This is a genomic window from Ruegeria sp. B32 (genome assembly GCF_025141855.1).
Taxonomy (GTDB): domain Bacteria; phylum Pseudomonadota; class Alphaproteobacteria; order Rhodobacterales; family Rhodobacteraceae; genus Ruegeria; species Ruegeria arenilitoris.
On the sequence record NZ_CP081106.1, the window covers coordinates 2,451,191 to 2,474,212 of the forward strand.

The following is a 23,022-nucleotide window of genomic DNA, read 5'->3' on the forward strand; positions in this document are numbered from 1 at the left end:
GGCCGGAAATGTGGACGACACAATGACCGGTGTGGCCGTTAGCATAGTGTCAGCCGGCGGAAACTAAGCCCCGCTTTTTTTGCCTATCAATCTGCGCAAGCAAGCAACTCAGCCTCGAACTTGCATCGAGGTTGAGCTTTCGGGCACGCAATGGGTGCGATAGTTTACGTTACTGGTGTAAGTTAGTCTCGAGTATTCACATCTTCGAGCAAATCACCCACTCTAAACATCACGAGGCGCCTAAAGACAAATATGGCGAGCAAAAAACATATTTGTCCCACATTTCGACACAATTCTCAATTAGCACATATGCTGTTTCAATGTCCGGCATAGGCCAGTATTGGTCGAAGCAGAGCAATAATGAGGTATGTGCATGCGAGCTGTATTTGGTCTTGTCCTGATCGTCGGGGTCGCCCTGGCCGGCGGCGCGGTGTATATGGCCCGCAACTATATTGCCGAGTATCAGAGCGCCTTGGCGCGTGAACGGCAGCTGGCCGAAGAGGCCCTTGCCAACGCCAAGGTCGATGTCGTTCCGACCGTCGGCGTTATCGTCTCTGAACGTCCGCTGAAATACGGTGAGCGGCTTACTCCGCAAGATGTTCGTGTTGTCGAGTGGCCGGAGAATGCCATTCCGGCAGGCACCTTTACTGACATGACGGCACTTTTTCCGGAGAACGGAAACAACGAACGTTTTGTTTTGCGCACCATGGAAAAAGACGAGGCCATCATGGAGGCCAAAATCACCCAACCGGGCGAAGTCGCCGGGCTGACTTCGCGGCTTGAGAAGGGCATGCGAGCATTCGCCATTAGCGTCGACGTGGCCTCGGGCGTTTCGGGGTTTCTCCGCCCTGGCGATGTTGTTGATGTATACTGGACGGGATCTTTACGTGGCGCGGTCGAAGGGGCCAATGGGGAAATCACCCGCTTGATCCAGACCAATATCGAGTTGATCGCCGTCGATCAGACGGCAGGATCGGATGTCACCGGCACGACCATTGCCCGGACCGTCACCGTTGCCGCCACGCCGGAACAGATCGCGGCCTTGGCGCAGGCGCAAAACACCGGGCGCCTGTCTCTGGCCTTGGTCGGGGTTCAGGATGAAACCATCGCAAGTGCGATCGAGGTTGACCAGCGCAAACTGTTGGGAATCGAAGAAGCGGCCCCCGCGCCGAAGAAAGAGGTCGAGAAGGTCTGCACCATCCGGACACGCCGCGGCGACCAGATCGTCGAGACCCCGATCCCCTGCACAAACTGACGCCCATTCAGAGCGTTACCATGCCCGAGCCGCGCATAATGCGCGGCTCGTTTCGTTTGGGTTGTTGCGCATTGTCCACATAAGGAAAATTCCAGAAACCCTTGATTATTGCAATAAATCCGGAATTCGCGCAGAGTTCGTCACCATAGGGCATAAGACCCAAAAAAATAGAGTGGTGATCGGAGAGGCAGGTCACATGACAATACGTTCCTTGATTGGTTCGACCCTTTTGGGGTTGGCCCTAGTTCTGAGCCCGGTCGGCGATTCCGCCTGGGCCCAAAATCTTCGCGTGGTCAAAAAGGGCACGGCGGAAACGCTGGATGTGCCCATGAACCGCGCCATCGTGGTTGAAAGCGAACAGCCGTTTGCAGAGCTCAGCATCGCGAATGCAGGCATTGCGGACATCTCATCGCTTTCGGACCGCACAATCTACGTCTTGGGCAAGGCACCAGGCATGACGACGCTGACACTGTTTGACGGCGCCGGCAACCTGATCACGAACGTCCGCGTTCGCGTTGCGCCCGATGTGACCGAATTCAAAGAGCGCCTGCGCCAGATTCTGCCGAATGAGCGAATCGAAGTGCGGACCGCCAATGACGGCATCGTTCTCTCGGGCACGGTCTCCAGCGCAGCCAAGCTGGCACGTGCTCTGGAACTGGCCGAGCGCTATGCGCCCGAGCGTGTGTCGAACCTGATGAATGTCGGCGGCGTACAGCAGGTCATGCTGAAGGTCCGTTTTGCCGAGATGAACCGGTCGGTCGCCAAGAACCTGTCCGCCTCGCTTGGTTTTGCCGGCGGTGACGCGACCGGTGGTATCAACACGCTAAACAACCAGTTCTCCCTAAGCAACGCGTTGGCCAACAACATCCCGGCTGTTCAGTCGAATACTGGCGCGATCCTGTTTGGCTTCGGAGCTGGTTCCACCCAGGTCCGGCTGCTGCTGGAAGCGCTGGAAGCGAAAGGTCTGGCCCGCAGCCTGGCCGAGCCCAACCTGTCGGCGCTGTCCGGGCAGGAGGCAACCTTCCTCGCCGGGGGTGAAGTGCCGATTCCCGTTCCTCAGGATGACGGTGTGGTTGCCATTGAATACAAGGCCTTCGGGGTCGAAATCGACTTCATTCCGCGCGTCGTCGACGGTGATCTGATCAACCTTGAGATGGCCGCGTCGGTATCGAGTATTGATCCAGGGTCGAATTTCACCATCAACGGTGACACAGTGCCCAGCTTCATCACGCGCCAGACCAGCACAACGGTCGAACTGAGGGATGGTGAGAGCTTTGCAATCGCCGGCCTGATTCAGGATGACTTTACCGACCTGAGCAACCAAATCCCGTGGTTGGGTGACGTACCTGTTCTGGGTGCATTGTTCCGCAGCGCGGAGTACCAACGCGAACAGAGCGAACTGGTGATCATCATCACCGCGCATCTGGTTTCCCCGACCCGTGGCGAAGCCCTGGCGCTGCCGACCGACCGGGTGAAGCCGCCGAGTGAATTCGACCTTTTCGTGAATGGCAGAACGGCTCGAACCGAACGGGCTGGAAATGGAGCCGCATCGGAAGTCGCCAAGCAAGACTTTGGCAATTCCTACGGCTACGTCCTGGATTGATAGGGAGGACAGACCAATGCAGAAGTGGATCATCACACTGGGTCTTACAGTCGCTGTCGCCAGCTGTACCCGTGAGGCCGGCTATGAAGTGGACCAGGGCGCATTCGGCAACGCAACGCTGAACAACATCCAGGTCATGAATGGCGAGTTGACCTATGGCCAGATCCTGGCGCAGCGATTCGCTGCCGAGGTTCCGACTCAGATCAACTTTGCTTTCGACAGTGCGCAGCTTGATGCCGCAGCACGCCAGATTCTGTTGTATCAGGCGAACTGGATCAAACAGTTCCCCGAAGCACGTTTCCGCGTGTACGGCCACACCGACGCCGTCGGATCCCAGTCCTACAACAACAGTCTGGGTCTGCGCCGCGCGCAAGCGGTCGTCAACTTCTTCGCGCAACAGGGTATTTCTCGCTCGCGCCTGGAAGCCGTTGTTTCGTATGGAAAAACGCAGCCACTGGTGGCCACGCCCAATCGGGATCGCCGCAACCGCCGCACCGTTACCGAGGTGTCGGGTCTGGTCGATCGCCATCCCAACATCCTGGACGGCAAGTATGCTGAAGTCGTGTATCGCGAGTACATCCAAAGCGCGACATTCAAGAGCCAGCTGCTTCGCCAAACGGCCATCGGCGACACCAGCGAACAATAATCAGAAATTGGGCGGCATCGTCGCCCAATTCCCTACAATTGGTTTTTTTGCGCCCAATTCTTGCCCCACTTCCACGCAACATTGTGAACAATTGGGTGACATGCGGCCAGAATTGACCGCTTAGGGCGACAGCAAGCTGAAACACGGACTGGTATTGTATCGACGTTTGCTGCGCTCTCACGACGAGGATTGTGTTAATGACGAGCGCAACGCCGCAAAACGACGACACCGGCATTCTGGCCTGTACCATCAGCCGAGATGTCCAGAACTTCGACCTGCTGATCGAGGACATGGAAGCCGCTTTGGGCGAGCGCTGGGGTGACCTTGGCTTTGCCGAGGCTCTGGCCTTTTTCAGCCAGCCCGAAGCTGAGTCGCTTCAATTCGTGGCCCTGGCGATCGACGGTGAGGACGAGGATAATCTGACCTTGATGGGTGAGATCATCACCCAGGCCAAGGAAAAGAAGATCAAAGTTGTCCTGATTGCCGAGGACGTGACCCCCGCCGCTCTTCATCAGTTGCTGCGCAAGGGTGCCGATGAATTCGTCCCCTACCCTCTTCCCGAGAACGAACTGCAGGAAGCGATCGACCGCATGAATGCGCCCGAACCTGTCGTGACTCCGCAACAGGTTTCCGTCCCGCTGGCCTCAGGAGCTTCGAAAGAAGGCGCTTTGTTTGTTGTTCAGGGCTTGGCCGGTGGTGTCGGTGCAACGACTCTGGCCGTGAACTTGGCCTGGGAATTGGCAACCGTATCGCAAAAGGATGCACCAAAGGTCTGCCTGATCGATCTGGACCTGCAGTACGGCACCATCTCGACCTATCTGGACCTGCCCCGCCGTGAAACCGTGTTCGAAATGCTGTCGGACACCGTGGCCATGGACGACGAAGTGTTTGGGCAGGCTCTGCAGACATTCGACGAGAAGCTGGATGTTCTGACGGCCCCTACCGACATGGTGCCTCTGGATATTCTCACGCACGAAGACATCCAGCGGGTGATCGACATGGCCCGCAAACACTACGACTATGTCGTGGTCGACATGCCGAAAACGCTGGTGCACTGGTCCGAGACCGTTTTGCAGGCTGCGCATGTCTATTTTGCTCTGATCGAACTGGATATGCGGTCCGCTCAGAACGCGTTGCGTCTGAAACGTGCCCTTCAAGCCGAGGAATTGCCGTTCAACAAACTTCGCTTTGCTTTGAACCGCGCACCCAAGTTCACGGATCTGAGCGGTAAAAGCCGCGTCAAGCGCATGGGTGAAAGCCTGGGAATCTCGATCGACCTGCAACTGCCGGACGGCGGCAAGCCGGTCATGCAAAGCGGCGACCATGGTCTGCCTTTGGCCAGCTCGGCCGGCAAAAACCCTCTTCGCCGCGAAATCGCAAAGCTGGCTCAATCCTTGCACAGCCTCGGCAGCAACAGCGCCGAAGCGGCATAACAAAGGCTATTAGGGGGAGAAACCGCCGTGTTCTCACGTTACAAAAAACCATCAGGTGCGCAGCCGGTTGCGACCCCTGCGCAAGCCCCCAAGGCCGCCGAAGCCCCAGCTGCTCCGGCAGCGGCACCGTCGCCGTCCACCGCGATTGCCCGCAAACCGGTGGCCAAAACCGCCGCGGAAGCCAAGGGCAACGACCGCGAACGCAAGCGCAAGGAACGGCTGAGCGAAATCAAGATCGAGCTGCATCGGGAACTTCTGGAAAACCTGAACCTTGCGGCTCTGGAAAACGCGGCCGAAGCCGAACTGCGCGCCGAAATCAGCGCGATTGCGGGCGAGGTTCTGGAAGCCAAGAACATCGTTCTCAATCGCGAAGACCGGACCCAGTTGAACAAGGAATTGTACGACGAAGTCACCGGTCTGGGTCCACTGGAAACACTGCTTCAAGACGACTCGGTCAGCGATATTCTGGTCAACGGCCCGCATCAGATCTTTGTTGAACGCTTCGGCAAGCTCGAATTGAGCGACGTATCGTTCAAAGACGAAAAGCACCTGATGCGGATCATCGACAAGATCGTGTCCGCCGTTGGTCGACGGGTCGATGAATCCAACCCCTATGTTGACGCTCGTCTGCGCGACGGGTCTCGTTTCAACGCCATGGTTCCGCCGATCGCGGTGGACGGGTCCCTGGTTTCCATCCGGAAATTCAAGAAAGACAAGCTTGGCATCGACGACCTGGTCAATTTCGGGGCGTTTACCGAAGAAATGGCCGCGTATCTTCAGGCCGCCGTCTCCACTCGTCTGAACATCATCGTGTCTGGTGGTACGGGCTCGGGTAAGACGACCACGCTCAACGCGCTGTCCAGCTTCATCGATGACGCAGAACGCATTCTGACCATCGAGGACACAGCGGAACTGCAGCTGCAGCAGACCCATGTGGGCCGGATGGAAAGCCGCCCGCCCAACGTGGAAGGCAAAGGCGAAGTCAGCCCGCGCGACTGTCTGAAGAACGCTCTGCGGATGCGCCCTGACCGCATCATCGTGGGCGAAACGCGCGGCGCCGAGGTGATCGACATGCTGCAGGCCATGAACACTGGCCATGACGGCTCGATGACCACGATCCACGCCAACTCGGCCCGCGACGGTATCTCGCGACTGGAAAACATGATCGCGATGGCCGGGATCGAAATGCCGATCAAGGCCGTGCGCAGCCAGATCGCAAGCGCTGTGAACCTGATCGTCCAGGCCAGCCGCCTGCAGGATGGTTCGCGCCGCATGACCTCGATCACCGAGATCACGGGAATGGAAGGTGACGTAATCTCGATGCAGGAAATCTTTAAATTCCAACGAGTTGGCCTAACGCCCGACAATAAGATCATTGGTCATTTCACGGCCACCGGCGTTCGCAGCCACTATTCCGAACGGTTCCGTCTGTGGGGGTATGACCTGCCCGCATCGATCTACGAACCGACGACAATGTAGGAGATCAGGGCATGCAACTGCCAACCGAGGCGCTCATCTATGTCGCGATCTTCGTCGGGGTTCTGGCGCTGGTCGAAGGTATCTATCTGGTGGCTTTTGGCAAATCCATCAGCCTGAACAGCCGCGTCAATCGCCGTCTGGACATGATCGACAAAGGCGTCGGGCGCGAACAGGTTCTGGAGCAGCTGCGCAAGGAAATGCAGCAGCACATGAAGTCGCAGAGCATTCCGCTCTACTCGCTGTTGGCCGACAAGGCCCAGAAGGCGGCGATTGCCTTCAGCCCGCGGCAACTGGTCATGATCATGGCGCTGGTGTCCATGGTCGCGTTCATGGGCCTGAGCATCGGCACCAGAACCGACACCATCCTACGTGCGGCTCTGTCGATCGCAATCGGTGTCGGCGCTGTCTATGCCTGGGTCAATCACAAGGCCAAGAAGCGGATGGGCATGCTTGAGGAGCAGTTGCCCGATGCAGTGGAACTGATGGTGCGCTCACTTCGGGTCGGCAACCCTTTCGTTTCGACGATCCAGATCGTCGCGAACGAGGTGCAGGATCCGCTTGCGACCGAATTCGGCGTGATTGCCGACGAATGCGCCTATGGCCGTGACGTGGGCGAGGCGTTGAAGGACATGGCCGAACGTCTGGACATGCAGGATTTGCGCTTTCTCGCGGTCGCCGTTGGCATCCAGCAGCAGTCCGGCGGCAACCTGGCTGAGATCCTTGACGGGCTTGCCAAGGTGATCCGCGCACGGTTCCGTCTGTTCCGCAGGGTCAAGGCGATCACGGCCGAGGCGCAGTGGTCGGGCAAGTTCCTGTCGGGGTTCCCACTGTTTTGCCTGGTTTTCATTCTGGTCAAGGACCCCGGGTATTATGACTCGGTTCTGGACCACAAATGGTTCATTCCTGCCTGTTTTGTCGTGGGGATCATGCTGACGCTGAACCTGATCGTCATGCGCATTCTCACCAACATCAAGGTCTGAGGGCACGACCATGGAATTTCTGACCCAAATCAACGACATGCTGACGGATCAATTGGGCGAGTTCGGCCCGCTGATCGTCGTAGGCGTGCTGGGATTGTTCATGGTTCTGGTGACCATTCCGATCCTTTTGAACCAGCCCGAAGATCCCTTGAAGAAGCTGCAGCGTGCAAATGCTGCACCCAAAAAGGAAAAGCGCGGCAAGAAGGATCAGTTGCGCAACTCCGGCCGGAACGAACAGCTTGAAAAGTTCGCGACCTTCCTCGAGCCGAAAGATGAAGAAGAATACTCGGCCATGGAGCTCAAGCTGCGCCAGGCCGGTTACCGCTCGAAAGACTCCGTTCGGTTCTTCCACTTTGCTCAATTTGCGTTGGGGATCACCGGGATCGTTTTGGGTGTTCTCCTGGTGACGATGTTTTCGAACGGACAGGAGCTGTCCGGTCAACAGATGGCGATCCGCGTCTTGGTGCCGGGCGCTATAGGCTACTTCATCCCCAAATACTGGATCACGCGCCGGGTCGAAGAGCGCAAGGAGAACATCACCGCTGGGTTTCCAGATACGCTCGATTTGATGCTAGTCTGCGTGGAAGCCGGTCAATCCCTGGACCAGGCGATCGTGCGCGTGGCCTCTGAGATGAAAGCCTCCTACCCCGATATTGCCCAAGAGTTCGAGATTGTGGCCTATGAAATGAAGGCCGGCAAAGATAAAGACCAGGTTCTACGCGACTTCGGCACACGGTGCGGTGTCCAGGATGTGAGCTCTTTCGTGACGGTGATGATCCAATCGGCCACATTCGGTACGTCGATCGCCGACGCCCTGCGGGTTTATGCCGGCGAGATGCGCGACAAACGCGTCATGCGCGCCGAAGAAGCCGCGAACAAGTTGCCAACGAAAATGACCCTTGCCACAATGATGCTGACGGTGCCGCCGCTGCTGATCATTCTTGTCGGTCCCTCGGCAAAAGGCATCATGGAGTTCGGTAACAGAGGCCAATAAGCCCATGCCCTCACGCAACCGGTGCGCCCGCTTCGGGTTCCACCGCCTGATGATAGCCACCGCGGTTCTTGCCGTGGTGGCTTCGTGTACGGACCCAGGTCTTTCGAACGGGCCTTTTGCCCCCGGCGTCGACCCCAAAGGTGGGCCGATTGACGAAATTGCTGTCGGGAACAGATTGATGGCAGCCAAAGAATACGAACTGGCCATGGAATCATTCACCCGCGCGGCCCTAACGGAAGGAATGACCCCGGAAATCCTGACCTCGATCGGAACTGCCAATCTCGGCCTCAGGCGGCTGGGACAAGCCGAACCCCTCTTGCGACAAGCAGTCGAAGAAGACCCGGATTGGTCGGTTGCGTGGAACAATCTCGGCGTTCTGCTGATGGAAAAAGGTGAGTATGCCGAGGCCGCGCAGGTCTTCCAAAGGGCTTATGCGCTGGACAATGGCGAAAGTGACGCAATCCGTGACAATCTTCGCTTAGCGCTCGCAAAAATGGAAAATCCTGTTAATAATACACCACAAGAACAAGAATATACGCTGGAGCAGCAAGGGAACGGAGCTTTCCTGCTGCGGAAGAACCAGTAACAGAGGCAAGAGCAGTAAGGGACGCAAAAATGCGCCAACAATTCCTGATTCCGACAGTCGTCGTGTGCGGGCTGATCCTGTCTGCATGCGCAAAAGAAACCGAAGAGGAAAAAGTCGAACGCACGTTCCAGGAAGTGAACGTCATCGATGAGACGAACCTCAACGACGTGATGCTCAATGCGGCTGACCCGAACGAGGCAGTGACCTATTTCCGTGGAGCAGCCGGTAAGAATCCAGATCGGATCGATTTGCAGCGCGGCCTTGCCATTTCGCTGACCCGCGCCAAGCGAAGCACCGAAGCATCGGCCGCCTGGAAGCGCGTGACCGCGATGTCCGGTGCAACGAACGCGGATCGCGTCGATTATGCGGACTCGTTGGTCCGCAGTGGTGATTGGAAGGCGGCAAAGGCAGCGCTGGACCAGATCCCCCCGACCTACGAGACGTTCAAACGCTATCGGCTTGAAGCCTTGGTGGCAGACGCCAGCAAGGATTGGAAGCGTGCGGACCAGTTCTATGAAACCGCAATCGGGCTGACCACACGGCCGGCCGGCGTGATGAACAACTGGGGGTATTCCAAGTTGACCCGTGGCCAATACTCTGAGGCCGAACGCCTGTTCACCGAAGCCATCCGACAGGACAGTTCACTGTTCACGGCAAAGAACAATCTGGTTCTTGCCCGCTCGGCCCAGGGGAATTATTCCATGCCGGTGATCCCGATGTCCCAGACCGAACGTGCGGAACTCTTGAACACGATGGGCATCTCGGCCGTGAAGCGCGGTGACATCAACACTGCCAAGAACCTGTTCCGTGAAGCCATCGCCACCCATCCGCAGCATTTCGACGAAGCGGTCCGGTCGCTCCGCGCGCTCGAGGAAGCATAAGGCATGGCAATTCCTGCAGTGGCAGCCCTGTGGTTTCTACCATTTGTGTTGCCCATCTGTTTCTATGTCGCGTTCACCGACATGCGGGAAATGAAGATCAAGAACCATGCGGTCACAGCTCTGGCGCTGGTTTTTGTGGTGGTCGGGCTGATTGTGCTGCCACCTTGGTCGGGCGAATGGGTTGGGGCCAGCATCGGGCCCTTGCAGTTTTCTCTGCCGGTCTATGCCTGGCAGCTGTTCCATCTGGTGGTCGTGCTGTTTTTTGGCATTCTTCTCAATGCCGCAGGCGCCATGGGTGCGGGCGACGCCAAGTTCTGCGCGGCTGCGGCTCCGTTCGTATGGGTTGGTGATTTCTTGCTGGTGATGGTGATTCTGATGGTCACGACGCTGGCCGCGTTTGCCACCCATCGGCTGGCCAAATACTCCCGCCTGCGCCAGATCGCTCCGAACTGGGAAAGCTGGGATCAGGGCAAGAAATTCCCCATGGGGCTGGCCTTGGGTGCGAGTCTTGGCATCTATTTGATTTTGGGCGCAATTAACGGCTCGTAAACCATCATGTCTGCGCCTTGCCCGCGCCTTGGTCCTGCCACAAAGCTGCGCCAGATTTTCCGCAAGTGGTCCCTTTCGGGACACAAGGATTGACAACTGGATAGACGAGCCGCGCTCATGAACATGCAGACCTCATCCGTTATGGCTCCTCCTGCCCCGAAGGGTCTGGGGGAAATGCAGCTTCCGCTGGTTATGATGCGGGACATCCTTCTGAAGACCGTTTTCCGCAAGAATGTGGACACGGTGAGCGAGATCGCCGCCTCGATCTGTCTGCCGAGTTCGGTGACGCAGGAATTGGTCGACATCGCCCGCGAACAGAAGCTGCTTGAGGCGACTGGGACATTGAACGCCAACAGCGGCAACGAAATGGGCTATCAGCTAACCGACGCCGGCAAGGCACGGGCGTTGGACGCGCTGAGCCAATCCGAATACTTTGGCGCCATGCCCGTTCCGCTGGAAGTCTACCGCGAGCAGGTCAAACGACAGTCGATCCGGAACATCCAAGTCACGCGCGATCAGCTGACCGGCGCCATGGGGCACCTTGTCCTGCCGGACAGCCTGCTTGACCACCTGGGCCCTGCGGTCAGCGCCGGTCGCTCGATCCTGATGTACGGCCCGCCGGGTAACGGTAAGTCTTCGATTTCAAACGGAATTCGGGATGCGTTGGGTGACAACGTCTTTGTTCCGTATGCCATCGAATATGCCGGTCAGGTGATTACCGTGTACGACCCGATCGTGCACACAGCGATCGAGCAAGAGGCTGACGACCCGAACAGCCTGCGCCGCCGCAAGCGGTTCGACACGCGGTACGTCCAGTGTGAACGCCCCACGGTGGTCACGGGTGGTGAACTGTCGCTGAGCATGCTGGACCTGGTCTACAACCCCACGGCGCGCACCTATCAGGCGCCGCTGCAGCTGAAATCGACCGGCGGCATCTTCATCGTGGACGACCTTGGCCGCCAGGCCGAGCCGCCGCAGGCCCTGATCAACCGGTGGATTGTTCCGCTGGAAGAGGGCAAGGACATTCTGGGCCTTCAGTCGGGTGAAAAGTTCGAAGTTCCCTTCGACACGCTGGTCATCTTCTCGACCAACTTCCACCCGAACGAGATCTTCGACCAGGCCGCGCTTCGCCGGATCTTCTTCAAGATCAAGATCGACGGCCCGAACCAGGAAAACTTCCTGAAGATCTTCGCCATGGTGGCCCGCAAGCGCGGCATTCCGTTGGACGAGGCCGCACTGGTGCATCTGCTGAAGGTCAAGTATCCGACCATCAACAATGTCTATGCGAACTATCAGCCGATCTTCCTGATCGATCAGATGATCTCGATCTGCGAATTCGAGGGCATCCCCTATCAAATGAGCCCGGAATTGATCGACCGCGCCTGGGCGAACATGTTCGTCAAGGACGAGGAAATCGTTAAGTAAGACGGGCCCAAACCGCATTCCGCTTTGTCACCGGGCGAGCTAGTCTGCGCATATGACGCAGATTCCCACCCGGATTGACACCTGGTTTACCGCCAGGGGTTGGTCCATCCACCCGCATCAACAGGCCATGATCGACCGGGCGCGGGCCCCGGCGACGCTGTTGATCGCGCCCACGGGCGGCGGCAAGACGATGGCCGGGTTCCTGCCCTCGCTGATCGAACTGGCCGAGGGGCGGCACGCGGGGCTGCACACGATCTATGTCTCGCCGCTCAAAGCGCTGGCCGCCGACATCAAGCGCAACCTGCGCGGCCCGGCCGACGAGATGGGCTTGCCGATCCGGATCGAGGACCGCACCGGCGATACCACCCCCACCCAGAAGAAACGCCAGCGCGTAGACCCGCCGCATATCCTACTGACGACTCCGGAAAGCCTGGCGCTGCTGACGTCCTACGAAGATGCACCGCGCATGTTTCAGGGCGTCCAGCGCGTGATCGTGGACGAGATACATGCGTTGGCAGACAGCAAGCGGGGCGACCAGTTGATGCTGGCGCTAGCCCGCCTTCAGACCCTGTGCCCCGATCTGCGGCGTGTGGGCCTGTCGGCGACGGTCGAGGACCCGGACGCTATCGCGCGCTTTCTGGCCCGCCACCCCGACCCTTGCGACATCGTTCTGGCCGACCCCGGCCCCGACCCCGATATCGCCATGTTGCAAACGGCCGAAATGCCGCCCTGGGCCGGGGGCGGCGCGGCCTATGCCATCCCGGCGGTGCTGGAGCAGGTCCGGCAGCACAAGACAACGCTGATCTTCCACAACACCCGCGCTCAGGCCGAGATCTTCTTTCACAACCTGTGGCTGGCCAATGACGAAGGCCTGCCCATCGGCATCCACCATGGCAGCCTCGACCGGCAACAGCGCGAACGGGTCGAGGCGGCAATGGTCCGTGGCGACCTGCGCGCCATCGTCTGCACCGGCAGCCTTGATCTGGGAATCGATTGGGGCGACGTGGACCTTGTGATCCAGATCGGCGCCCCCAAAAACGTCAAGCGCCTGGTCCAGCGGATCGGGCGGGCCAACCACCGCTACAACGCGCCGTCCAAGGCTCTGCTTGTGCCAGCCAACCGGTTCGAGGTGGTCGAATGCGTCGCCGCACTGGAGGCCGCACGCGCGCACGATCTGGACGGCGAACCGCGCGGCCCCGGCCCGCGTGACGTCTTGTGCCAACACATCCTGATCGCGGCCTGCGCCGGGCCGTTCGATGCCGATGCCCTGTATGCCGAGGTCACCTCGGCCGGTCCTTATGCCGATCTGTCCCGCGCGGCCTTCGATGCCTGTCTGGAGTTCTGCGCCACCGGTGGCTATGCGCTGCGGGCCTATGACCGCTGGCAGCGCCTGCAACAGCGCCCCGACGGGTTGTGGCAGCTGCGTGACCCGCGCGCGGCGCAACGCATCCGCATGAACCTGGGCACGATCCAGGACAGCGATACCCTGAAGGTCAGGCTGAAGCGAAACCGGGGCGGCAAACCCTTGGGCGAGGTCGAAGAGGCCTTTGCCGCATCGCTGACCCCCGGCGACACCTTCCTGATCGGCGGTCAGATCGTGCGCTATGAAGGGCTGCGCGAAACGGTTGTCGAGGTCACGCGCCGTGCGGACAAAAAGCCCAAGATCGCCACCTTCTCGGGCACCAAGTTCGCCACTTCGACCCAACTGAGCGACCGCATCCTGCGGATGTTCGCACAACCCGGCTGGCCGCAACTGCCCGAACATACGGGTGAATGGCTGGAACTGCAGCGCCGGATGTCGCGGCTGCCCGGGCGTGACCGGCTGTTGATCGAGAGCTTTCCTAATGACGGCCGGGAAAACCTGTGCGTCTACGGCTTTGCCGGACGCAACGCACAACAGACGCTGGGTCTGCTGCTGACCAAACGGATGGAGGAAACCGGGCTGGCCCCGCTGGGCTTTGTCGCGACCGACTATGCCACGCTGATCTGGGGACTGGACGCGGTGACCGACCCCAGCCCCCTGTTCCAGATCGAGGCCCTGCGCGACGGGCTGGACAACTGGCTGGCGGGCAACGCGGTGATGAAACGCACCTTCCGCGCGTCGGCCACCATCGCCGGGCTGATCGAGCGCAACACAGGTGGCCAACGCAAAAGCGGGCGACAGGCGACCTTTTCGTCGGACATCCTGTACGACACGCTGCTGAAATACGACCCTGACCACCTGCTGATGCAGATCACCCGCGAAGAAGCCATGCGCGGGCTGGTCGATTTCGGACGGATCGAGGCCATGATCGCGCGCATCGGCGACCGGATCGACCTGATCCGGCTGGACCGGGTGTCACCGCTGGCGGCGCCGTTGCTGCTCGAGGTGGGAAAGGTTCCAGTTAAGGGCGCGGCCGAAGAGCGGCTGCTGGCCGAAGAAAGCGCCCGTTTGTTGCGCGACGCCGGCCTGGAACCCGCCTGAAGAAACGACTTGCAAATCACGTCCCGACAGGCAAAGAACGGACCATGAACGGCCTTGAATTTTCGTTTGCGGGTGCCCGGCTGCGCGCCATGGGATCGGGCGCACTTTGGTGGCCGGCGCACGATCTTCTTTGTGTTTCGGACCTGCACTTGGGCAAGTCATCTCGGGTCGTTCGGCGGGGCGGACCGGCCCTGCCCCCTTATGACAACCGAGAGACGCTGTCCCGGCTGGCCGCCGATCTGGACACGACCGGCGCCAAGACGGTGGTTTGCTTGGGGGACAGTTTCGATGATCTCGAAGCCTCGGAAACGCTGAGCGATGCAGATCGGCTCGAGATTTCTGCGCTGCAGGCCGGGCGGCTGTGGATCTGGATAGAGGGCAACCATGATCCGGGTCCCGTCGCGCTGAGCGGCACCCATCTGGCCGAGTGGAGCCAAGACGTGCTGGTCTTCCGCCATATAGCGGAACCCGACGCGCAAGGCGAAGTTTCAGGGCATTTTCACCCCAAGGTCCGGCTCAATGCGCCGGGCCGCATGATCTCGCGCCCGGCATTTTTGTTTGACCGGTGTCGGGTGATCATGCCGGCTTATGGGACATATACTGGAGGGCTGCGCAGCTCGGATACCGCGTTGTCTCAGTTGATGCAGCCGGACGCCCGTGCCATTCTGACGGGCCCGCAGCCACAGCTGACGTTGATGCCGCGTTAGCCGACAGCTGGTTCAGATCACACCGTCTTCTTCCAGTTTGGGTTTGTATTTGCGGCTGACGGGAACCAGATCATCGTTCCGAAGGCGCAGGTAGGTTTTGCCGTTGTTTTTCTGAATTTCCAGAATGGCCGCGTCCGAAACCCAATGGGATCTGTGGGTACAATGGCCCGAAATCGGCTCCATCTCAGCAATCGCGTCAGTAAAGCGCGACCGGATCGTAAAGGTTCCGCTGGTGGTCACCACATCAACGTAGTGATCCCGGACCGCAAGCCGCAGGATATCACCACGAAAACCGTCCGGCAGGCGGCTCACCAAACGGGGTTGGGGTGCTTCGATGACTTCGTCATTTTCAGGCGGGGCTTCGCCTTTGCTGACCAGAACCAGACCTGTGCTAAACAGCGCACCGTAGGTGCCAACCGCCAGCAAACCGGGGGCATCGTGGCCGCTGGCAGCGCACAGGATCCACGTCAGGATCCACAACGTAGGCGTGAACAATACAAGGATCACCAAGGCAAACGCCACGTCCCGGACCGTCAGTCCGACATGGTCCAGACGATCCTTCACCAACTGCCGAGACCCCCACGTTGCCACAACCGCCAGAATCATCACTCCTGCCCAGAACGCCAGACGTACGGAGAAGGGCAGATCCATTTCTCGGAACGGTGGAAAAGTATAGGCGAGCAACGGGATGAACAGAATACCGGCGACCACCCTCTGAGGCGTGCATTCTGCAATGAATGGGCTCAGTTTTGACAACATATCAAAATCAATGAGCAGCCTTTCGGGACCCAGCCCTTGTCCCTCAGACGCCCACTTATTCACTTCGTAACCGGCTGGAAACTCAAGCTTATCACGAAATGTCAGACAATCAAACACGTTTGCGGCGTGCTGGCGGGGGTCGCTTCATCTCCACGTTGGGCCCGGGGCGGAAGCTCCGCCCCAAGGCCGCCAGTGGTCAGGCTGTCAGGCCTTCTGGCTCGGGCAGGCCGTTCGACCGGCAACAGGCCGTCAGAGTGTTGGCCAACAGGCAGGCGATGGTCATCGGACCAACGCCACCGGGAACCGGTGTAATAGCACCTGCGCGCTCGGCCGCGCTGGCGTAATCCACGTCGCCGACCAGCTTGGTTTTTCCATCGCGCTCGATCCGGTTGATGCCAACGTCGATGACGGTGGCGCCCTCCTTGATCCAGTCGCCAGGCACCATCTCGGGGCGGCCCACGGCGGCCACAACGATATCGGCGCGACGCACGACATCGGGCAAGTCCTTGGTACGGCTGTGCGCGATGGTCACGGTGCAGCTGTCGCCCAGCAGCAATTGGGCCATCGGCTTGCCCACGATGTTCGACCGGCCGATCACCACCGCATCCATGCCGGACAACGAGCCATGATGATCGCGCAGCATCATCAGGCAGCCCAACGGCGTGCAGGGAACCATGGATTTCTGACCGGTGCCCAACAGACCCACATTCGAGATGTGGAACCCGTCGACATCCTTGGCCGGGTCGATCGAGTTGATCACCAAATCCTCATTCAGATGTTTGGGCAGCGGAAGCTGGACCAGAATGCCATGCACCGCGGGATCGTTGTTCAGCTTCTCGATCAAGGCCAGCAGATCTGCCTCGGACGTGTCGGCATCCAGCTTGTGCTCGTATGAGTTCATGCCCACTTCGACAGTCATCTTGCCCTTCGATCGGACATAGACCTGGCTGGCCGGATCTTCGCCGACCAAGACTACTGCCAGACCGGGGGTGATGCCGTTTTCTTCCTTGAGTTTTGCAACCTGGTCGGCGACTTGCGCGCGGACCTTGGCCGCAAAGGCCTTGCCGTCGATGACTTGAGCTACCATCCTTTGATCCCTTCTTTCAAAAAGCGGATCGGGCGCGAAGGGCGCCCGGTCAATCAGTCGGGGCCGAGCACGTTCTCCTCGCGCGCAATCGACCAATCAATCAAGATGCGCCAAAGCCTTTCGGTCAGATCGGGGTCCATGCCCACCTCAACCGAGTTCGAACGCACCTTTTGCACCACATCCTCGACACGCTCGGGAATTCGGGCCGGCAGGCCCTCGCCCGGTTTCAATTCGGACGCGCGATCGATGTAGGTTGCGCGCGTCGCCAACAGTTCGATCAGTTGGCGGTCCAGCTTGTCGATCTGAACCCGCAATTCCTGCATGGAATGACAGTCCTGCGGCAGTGTCAGAGTGGGCATCGCAATCTCCTCATGGCCCGGGGATTCCCCGGACCACGAGATGTCTTATTCAGCGGCTTAGAACAAGCCCTCGATCTGCCCTTCGTCGTTGAGGCGGATTGTCTCAGCCGCCGGTTTGCGGGGCAGACCGGGCATGGTCATGATCTCACCGCAGACCACCACGATAAAGCCGGCACCCGCCGACAGGCGCACCTCGCGCACCGGAACCGAGTGGCCGGTGGGCGCGCCGCGCAGCGACGGATCGGTCGAGAAGGAATACTGTGTCTTGGCCATGCAGACCGGCAGATTGCGGTATCCGGCGCCTTCCCATTCCTTCAACTGGTTGCGGATCTTGGCATCGGCCAGAACCTCGTCGGCGCGGTAGATGCGCTTGGCGATGGTCTCGATCTTCTCGAACAGGGACATTTCGTCAGGGTAGATCGGCGCAAAATTCGCGGTACCGGCATCAGCCAGTTCAACGACTTTTTTTGCCAGATCTGCAGATCCTTCCGAGCCCAGTTCCCAATGCCGCGACAGAACCGCCTCAACCCCATGTTCGGCGCAGTAGTCCTTGACCGCCTGAACCTCGGCATCGGTATCGGTGACAAAGTGGTTGATCGCCACGACGACCGGCACGCCGAAGGATTTCACGTTCTCAATATGGCGGCCCAGGTTGGCACAGCCCGACTTTACCGCGTCGACGTTTTCCGCGCCCAGATCGGCCTTGGCCACGCCGCCATTCATCTTCATCGCGCGAACCGTTGCAACCAGCACCACGGCCGACGGCGCAATGCCTGCCTTGCGGCACTTGATGTTCATGAACTTCTCCGCGCCCAGATCGGCCCCGAAACCGGCCTCGGTCACGACATAGTCGGCTACCTTCAGCGCGGTCTTGGTCGCGATGACCGAGTTGCAGCCATGCGCGATGTTGGCAAACGGGCCGCCATGCACGAAGGCCGGGTTGTTTTCCAGCGTCTGCACCAGGTTGGGCTGCATCGCGTCTTTCAGAAGAACGGTCATCGCGCCTTCGGCCTTGATGTCGCGGCAATAAACCGGGGTCTTGTCACGGCGGTAGGCCACGATGATGTCGCCCAGGCGCTTTTCAAGATCCTTCAGGTCGTTGGCCAGGCACAGGATCGCCATGACCTCGGACGCAACGGTAATGTCGAAACCTGCTTCACGCGGGAAACCGTTCGACACGCCCCCCAAAGAGGCCGTGATCTGGCGCAGGGCGCGGTCGTTCATGTCGACGACCCGGCGCCAAACGACGCGGCGGGTATCGATTTCCAGCTCGTTGCCCCAATAGATGTGGTTGTCGATCATCGCCGACAGCAGCGAGTGGGCCGAGGTGATGGCGTGGAAGTCACCGGTGAAGTGCAGGTTCATCTCTTCCATCGGAACGACCTGCGCATAGCCACCGCCCGCGGCCCCCCCCTTCATGCCGAAGTTCGGACCAAGCGAGGCCTCGCGGATGCAGATCATCGCATTCTTGCCGATGCGGTTCAGGCCGTCGCCCAGACCGACGGTGGTGGTGGTCTTGCCCTCGCCCGCAGGCGTCGGGTTGATTGCAGTCACAAGGATCAGCTTGCCATCTTCGCGGTCCTGGACCGAGTTGATGAAGTTCTGGCTTACCTTGGCCTTGTCATGGCCGTATGGCAGCAGGTCGTCGCTCGAGATGCCGATTTTTGCACCAATCTCCTGGATTGGCTTCTTGTTCGCCTCGCGAGCGATTTCAATGTCGGATTTGTAGCTCATTGGGCAAGATCCCTGATTGAATTCCGTGCAAAACCGACGCCGCGCGTCGGTGCTGTCAAATCCATACCGTTGTGTACGGTTTGAATGGATGTGGATTCCGACATTTTCAGGCCGCGAAACGGCGTAGGACTTGTTCGGACGTATCTAATCGGAAACCGCCGTCTGCTTTGGGTTCCATGCGCGCTGATCGGGGACGAACAGGGTCAGACTGTCTCCGAGCCTCAGAAGCCCCGGCCGTTCGATCCAAGCGGTCACCCCGCGCCGGCCCTGTGCGGCCGGTTTGAAGCGGGCGCCGTGCCCCGGTGACTCTGCTTCGATTTCACGTCCGGGCAGGACACAAGGGCGGTTCTCCATATCGACGGTCAGGGTCAATCCCGTATCCGCCTGCAGCCGAGACGAGGGCGGAACATGCGTGAAATCCGGAATGCCCTCGACAACGATACTTGCACCCAAAAGGGCCGGATCCAGACGGTCCACGCCCATGTCAGAAGCAATGGCCGCCATTTCCTCGGCAGCCAGGATCGTCAGCTGTCGCACGTTACGGATTTCGGTGCCTTCCGGGTACAGGTTCTTGACCCGCACGCAGGATGGTCGATTGAGTCCTTCATGACGCGCGCCAATGTCGCCCGAGAACCCAAGGTCGAGCTGCGGCACCGGCTGAGCCCGCAGGGATTGCCCGGCGGGAACGTGGCCCAACCAGACGACCCGGGCCTTGAATTCGGTTTCACGCAGGACAGGCATGCTATTTCCTTTCGACAGCGGATCAAAGTTCGCTGCAGCCTAACGCTCGCTGCCCTGATGAAAAGGCCGAAAAGAAAAGACCCGGCTCTGGGGCCGGGTCTCTTGCGTCATGCCGAAGGTTCAGGCTCCATCCCGCCCTCGGGCGGGGTCTTCTTGACCTTGGTCTTGGGAATCGCCGTCACGCTCGCGGCATTGCCGTGATCGGACTTGTCGCTTTCGTCGTCACTCTCATTCGGCGGTTCGCCATTCATGACGCGCTTGATTTCGTCACCCGTCAGAGTTTCGTATTCAAGCAGGCCCTGAGCCAGACGCTCCCATTCTTCCTTGTGTTCGGTCAGGATCTGATGGGCGCGGTCATATCCCTGCTGGATCAGCCGTTTGACCTCTTCCTCGATCAGTTCCTTGGTATGGGCCGAAACCGAGAACCCAGCCGTGTTGCCCTGATAGCCCTCATGCGCTTCGGCATAGTCGATGTTGCCGACCTTGTCGGACATGCCCCAACGCATCACCATGGCCCGCGCCAACTGGCTGGCCTGCATGATGTCACCGGCCGGGCCGTTCGAGACGTGATCTTCACCGTATTTGATGACCTCAGCCGCCTTGCCCGCCATGGTCATGGCCAGCTTCTGCTCACATTCGTCCCGGTGATAGTTCAGCTGGTCCATCTCGGGCAGGCTGACCACCATGCCCAGCGCGCCGCCGCGCGGGATGATCGTGGCCTTGTAGACCGGATCGCACAACGGAAGGGTCATGCCGACCACGGCATGGCCGGCCTCGTGATAGGCGGTCTTTTCCTTCTGATCCTGGGTCAGCACCATCGAACGGCGCTCGGCCCCCATCATCACCTTGTCCTTGGCGTTCTCGAAATCCTCCATGGTGACAAAGCGCCGACCGACACGTGCGGCCATCAGCGCGGCTTCGTTAACAAGGTTGGCAAGGTCAGCCCCCGAGAAGCCGGGTGTGCCGCGCGCGATGATGCGCAGATCGACATCCGGACCCAAAGGCGTCTTGCGGGCGTGAACGCCAAGAATCTTTTCGCGACCTTTGATGTCCGGGTTGCCGACGGTCACCTGACGGTCAAAGCGGCCCGGGCGCAGCAGCGCCGGGTCGAGCACGTCCTTGCGGTTGGTTGCAGCCAGGATGATGACGCCCTCGTTTGCCTCGAACCCGTCCATCTCGACCAGAAGCTGGTTCAGGGTCTGTTCGCGTTCGTCGTTGCCCCCGCCATATCCGGCACCACGATGGCGGCCAACGGCGTCGATCTCGTCGATGAACACGATGCAGGGCGCGTTCTTCTTGGCCTGTTCGAACATGTCGCGCACGCGGGAAGCGCCCACACCCACGAACATTTCCACGAAGTCCGAACCGGAAATGGTGAAGAACGGAACGCCGGCCTCGCCTGCAATCGCACGGGCCAGCAGCGTCTTGCCGGTGCCCGGAGGGCCAACCAGCAGCGCACCTTTCGGGATCTTGCCGCCAAGGCGCGAGAATTTCTGCGGGTTGCGCAGGAATTCGACGATCTCTTCCAACTCTTCCTTGGCCTCGTCGATGCCCGCCACGTCGTCAAAGGTCACGCGGCCGTGCTTTTCGGTCAGCATCTTGGCCTTGGACTTGCCAAAGCCCATGGCACCGCCTTTGCCACCGCCCTGCATCCGGTTCATGAAATAGACCCAGACACCGATCAGCAGCAGGAACGGCAGCAGCGTGATCAGGAAAGACTGGAAACCCGATTGCTGTTGCTTTTCCGCCCGCACGGGGATGTCTTTCTCGATCAGCAGCTTGGTGACTTCGGCATCACCGGGCTTGATCGTGACGAAATTCCCGCCGGAACTGGTTGTGTAACGGATCTGCTCACCATCCAGCGTCACGCCTTTTACGTCGCCTGCTTCGACGGCGCTTACGAAATCCGAATAGGTTTTTTCATTGCTCTGGAGGGTTCCTCCCGGTCCGCTGAACAGATTGAACAGTGCAAGGATCAACAGGAAGAGAACGACCCAGAAGGCTATATTGCGAGCGTTGCCCAAGAAAATTCTCCCAAAAGACATCGGCAGATGAGGCGCTGCCGGGTTGCCTCTTAAAATAGAGATGATTGAAGCAGGTTCAATGCGATAAAAAAGAAGCCGAAAGCTCGGGGAATTTCGGGTCCATTTCAAACGTCCATCCGTTCAAAAAACCGGCAAATGGCGCGGACACGATTTGGTCGCCCAGCCAAACGGCGGGCGTGGCCATCAGCACCATGCGCGGCACCCCTGTCGCGCGCCAGTCGGGTACTTGTGGCAACCCGGTCTCGCCAAGCGCACGGATCTGTGCTCCGGGCGTGTCCGGCCCTGTCGCGATCCAACGCCCATCCCAGAGTTCGGCCGGTCGGGCCACGCATGCCGAAACGGCGGTCAGCTCTCTGCAAAACCACGAACTATTCCCGTCCGTCAGGATTTGACAACCGCTCAGCGTCGACGAACGTCCCGCAATAACGGCCTGTACGACCTGCTCGACTTTGCTTTGCCGCGGCGGGTACCCCGGACCCGTGATCCGCTGGAGGATCCCGACAACAAGCCGGCGCTGTATTTCTTCAGGCAGCGCGCCAAAACCGGCGCGATCCACACGCACCGCACAGGCTTTCTCTTTCGCAACACGGCGGGCGGATTCCTGCGCAAAATGCTCAAGCGCCCGGTTCGCACGCCCGAGGTTCGCGGCAACGCGGGACAAAGTTTCAGCCGTAATCCCCAAGCCGGACAGATGGCCCAACGCCTCGCGGGCCTTGATCCGGTCAAAGCGCAGGTCCTGATTCGAAGGGTCTTCGATCCATCGCACCCCCTCAGCCCGCAAGTAGTCCCGCAAAGCGGTACGCGTTTCACCCAGCACAGGTCGCCATAGCGTGACCCCGTCCAGATCGCGCGCAAAAGACATGGCCGACAATCCGCGCACGCCAGCGGCGCGCCCGAGACGCATCAACACGGTTTCCGCCTGATCATCTGCGGTATGCCCCAGAGCGACCGCGGGAATGTCCTGCGACACCGCCCAGTCCCGCAGCAGGCCGTAGCGCGCCTGCCGTGCCTGATCCTGCAGGTTTCCCGACCGGTCCCATCCCGTCCATTTCAGAGTGACATGGGACACGCCCAAATGTGCGCATGTCTCGGAAACACTGGCGGCCTCGGCGGCCGCATCCGGCCTCAGGCCGTGGTCGACAGTGGCCGCAAACAGCCGAACATCTTCATCCCGGGCGATCCGGACCAAAAGATGCAGCAATGCAAGCGAGTCGCTTCCACCGGACACGGCCACGCCCAGTCGCGACGGAAGCGTTTCGGGCAACAGTGCCCTGACGCGCTTCGGAAGGGTGTCG

At 59.8% G+C, this 23,022-nt stretch carries 20 protein-coding genes; 13 read left to right on the forward strand and 7 right to left on the reverse strand.

All coding sequences use genetic code 11. From position 1 onward, the window contains the following. Positions 1-373: 373 nt before the first annotated feature. The 13 genes from cpaB to pdeM all read left to right on the forward strand — a co-directional run bounded on the left by cpaB (position 374) and on the right by pdeM (position 15,002). On the forward strand, positions 374-1,255 hold the full coding sequence (gene cpaB, locus K3752_RS12440) for a Flp pilus assembly protein CpaB (protein WP_260063392.1): 882 nt from the start codon (positions 374-376) through the stop codon (positions 1,253-1,255). A 196-nt stretch (positions 1,256-1,451) separates the two neighbouring features. Beyond that, positions 1,452-2,858, forward strand: coding sequence for a type II and III secretion system protein family protein (locus K3752_RS12445; protein WP_170458307.1), 1,407 nt, complete (start codon positions 1,452-1,454; stop codon positions 2,856-2,858). Between the two features lie 16 nt (positions 2,859-2,874). Further along, positions 2,875-3,504, forward strand: coding sequence for an OmpA family protein (locus K3752_RS12450; RefSeq protein ID WP_170458305.1), 630 nt, complete (start codon positions 2,875-2,877; stop codon positions 3,502-3,504). A gap of 197 nt (positions 3,505-3,701) precedes the next feature. After that, complete coding sequence (locus K3752_RS12455; RefSeq protein WP_093962757.1) at positions 3,702-4,937, forward strand: AAA family ATPase; 1,236 nt, start codon at positions 3,702-3,704, stop codon at positions 4,935-4,937. A gap of 27 nt (positions 4,938-4,964) precedes the next feature. Beyond that, positions 4,965-6,416, forward strand: a complete 1,452-nt coding sequence (locus K3752_RS12460) for a CpaF family protein (RefSeq protein WP_170582870.1) — start codon at positions 4,965-4,967, stop codon at positions 6,414-6,416. Between the two features lie 11 nt (positions 6,417-6,427). Next, positions 6,428-7,396: a type II secretion system F family protein gene (locus K3752_RS12465; protein ID WP_170362931.1), complete on the forward strand. Its 969-nt coding sequence runs from the start codon at positions 6,428-6,430 to the stop codon at positions 7,394-7,396. A gap of 10 nt (positions 7,397-7,406) precedes the next feature. After that, complete coding sequence (locus K3752_RS12470; protein ID WP_260063393.1) at positions 7,407-8,390, forward strand: type II secretion system F family protein; 984 nt, start codon at positions 7,407-7,409, stop codon at positions 8,388-8,390. Positions 8,391-8,394: 4 nt separating this feature from the next. Beyond that, positions 8,395-8,976, forward strand: a complete 582-nt coding sequence (locus K3752_RS12475; RefSeq protein WP_409233601.1) for a tetratricopeptide repeat protein — start codon at positions 8,395-8,397, stop codon at positions 8,974-8,976. Between the two features lie 29 nt (positions 8,977-9,005). After that, positions 9,006-9,857, forward strand: coding sequence for a lipopolysaccharide assembly protein LapB (locus tag K3752_RS12480; RefSeq protein ID WP_170358176.1), 852 nt, complete (start codon positions 9,006-9,008; stop codon positions 9,855-9,857). Positions 9,858-9,860: 3 nt separating this feature from the next. Further along, the gene (locus K3752_RS12485; RefSeq protein ID WP_170368829.1) at positions 9,861-10,406 is read left to right on the forward strand and encodes a prepilin peptidase; all 546 of its coding nucleotides are present in this window, start codon (positions 9,861-9,863) and stop codon (positions 10,404-10,406) included. Between the two features lie 117 nt (positions 10,407-10,523). Then, positions 10,524-11,831: an ATPase gene (locus tag K3752_RS12490; protein ID WP_093962764.1), complete on the forward strand. Its 1,308-nt coding sequence runs from the start codon at positions 10,524-10,526 to the stop codon at positions 11,829-11,831. A 52-nt stretch (positions 11,832-11,883) separates the two neighbouring features. Further along, the gene (locus K3752_RS12495) at positions 11,884-14,295 is read left to right on the forward strand and encodes a ligase-associated DNA damage response DEXH box helicase (RefSeq protein ID WP_260063395.1); all 2,412 of its coding nucleotides are present in this window, start codon (positions 11,884-11,886) and stop codon (positions 14,293-14,295) included. Between the two features lie 44 nt (positions 14,296-14,339). Next, positions 14,340-15,002: a ligase-associated DNA damage response endonuclease PdeM gene (gene pdeM / locus K3752_RS12500; protein WP_260063396.1), complete on the forward strand. Its 663-nt coding sequence runs from the start codon at positions 14,340-14,342 to the stop codon at positions 15,000-15,002. 12 nt (positions 15,003-15,014) lie between these two features. Here the strand turns inward: pdeM and K3752_RS12505 are convergent, their stop codons facing one another. From K3752_RS12505 to tilS, 7 genes are all read right to left on the reverse strand, one after another. Continuing rightward, positions 15,015-15,878 (reverse strand): LytTR family DNA-binding domain-containing protein, encoded by an 864-nt coding sequence (locus tag K3752_RS12505; RefSeq protein ID WP_260063397.1) that lies wholly within the window; start codon positions 15,876-15,878, stop codon positions 15,015-15,017. Between the two features lie 79 nt (positions 15,879-15,957). After that, positions 15,958-16,848, reverse strand: a complete 891-nt coding sequence (gene folD, locus K3752_RS12510) for a bifunctional methylenetetrahydrofolate dehydrogenase/methenyltetrahydrofolate cyclohydrolase FolD (protein WP_093962767.1) — start codon at positions 16,846-16,848, stop codon at positions 15,958-15,960. Positions 16,849-16,901: 53 nt separating this feature from the next. Next, on the reverse strand, positions 16,902-17,207 hold the full coding sequence (locus tag K3752_RS12515) for a chorismate mutase (RefSeq protein WP_170337522.1): 306 nt from the start codon (positions 17,205-17,207) through the stop codon (positions 16,902-16,904). Positions 17,208-17,264: 57 nt separating this feature from the next. Further along, positions 17,265-18,941, reverse strand: coding sequence for a formate--tetrahydrofolate ligase (locus K3752_RS12520; RefSeq protein ID WP_260063398.1), 1,677 nt, complete (start codon positions 18,939-18,941; stop codon positions 17,265-17,267). Between the two features lie 144 nt (positions 18,942-19,085). After that, the gene (locus tag K3752_RS12525; RefSeq protein WP_170401721.1) at positions 19,086-19,682 is read right to left on the reverse strand and encodes an MOSC domain-containing protein; all 597 of its coding nucleotides are present in this window, start codon (positions 19,680-19,682) and stop codon (positions 19,086-19,088) included. Between the two features lie 107 nt (positions 19,683-19,789). After that, entirely contained in the window at positions 19,790-21,706 is a 1,917-nt protein-coding gene (gene ftsH, locus K3752_RS12530; protein ID WP_093962771.1) for an ATP-dependent zinc metalloprotease FtsH, read from the reverse strand. A gap of 76 nt (positions 21,707-21,782) precedes the next feature. Beyond that, a complete protein-coding gene (gene tilS / locus K3752_RS12535; protein WP_260063399.1) occupies positions 21,783-22,991 on the reverse strand; it encodes a tRNA lysidine(34) synthetase TilS in 1,209 nt (402 codons plus the stop codon). Between the last annotated feature and the right edge of the window lie 31 nt (positions 22,992-23,022).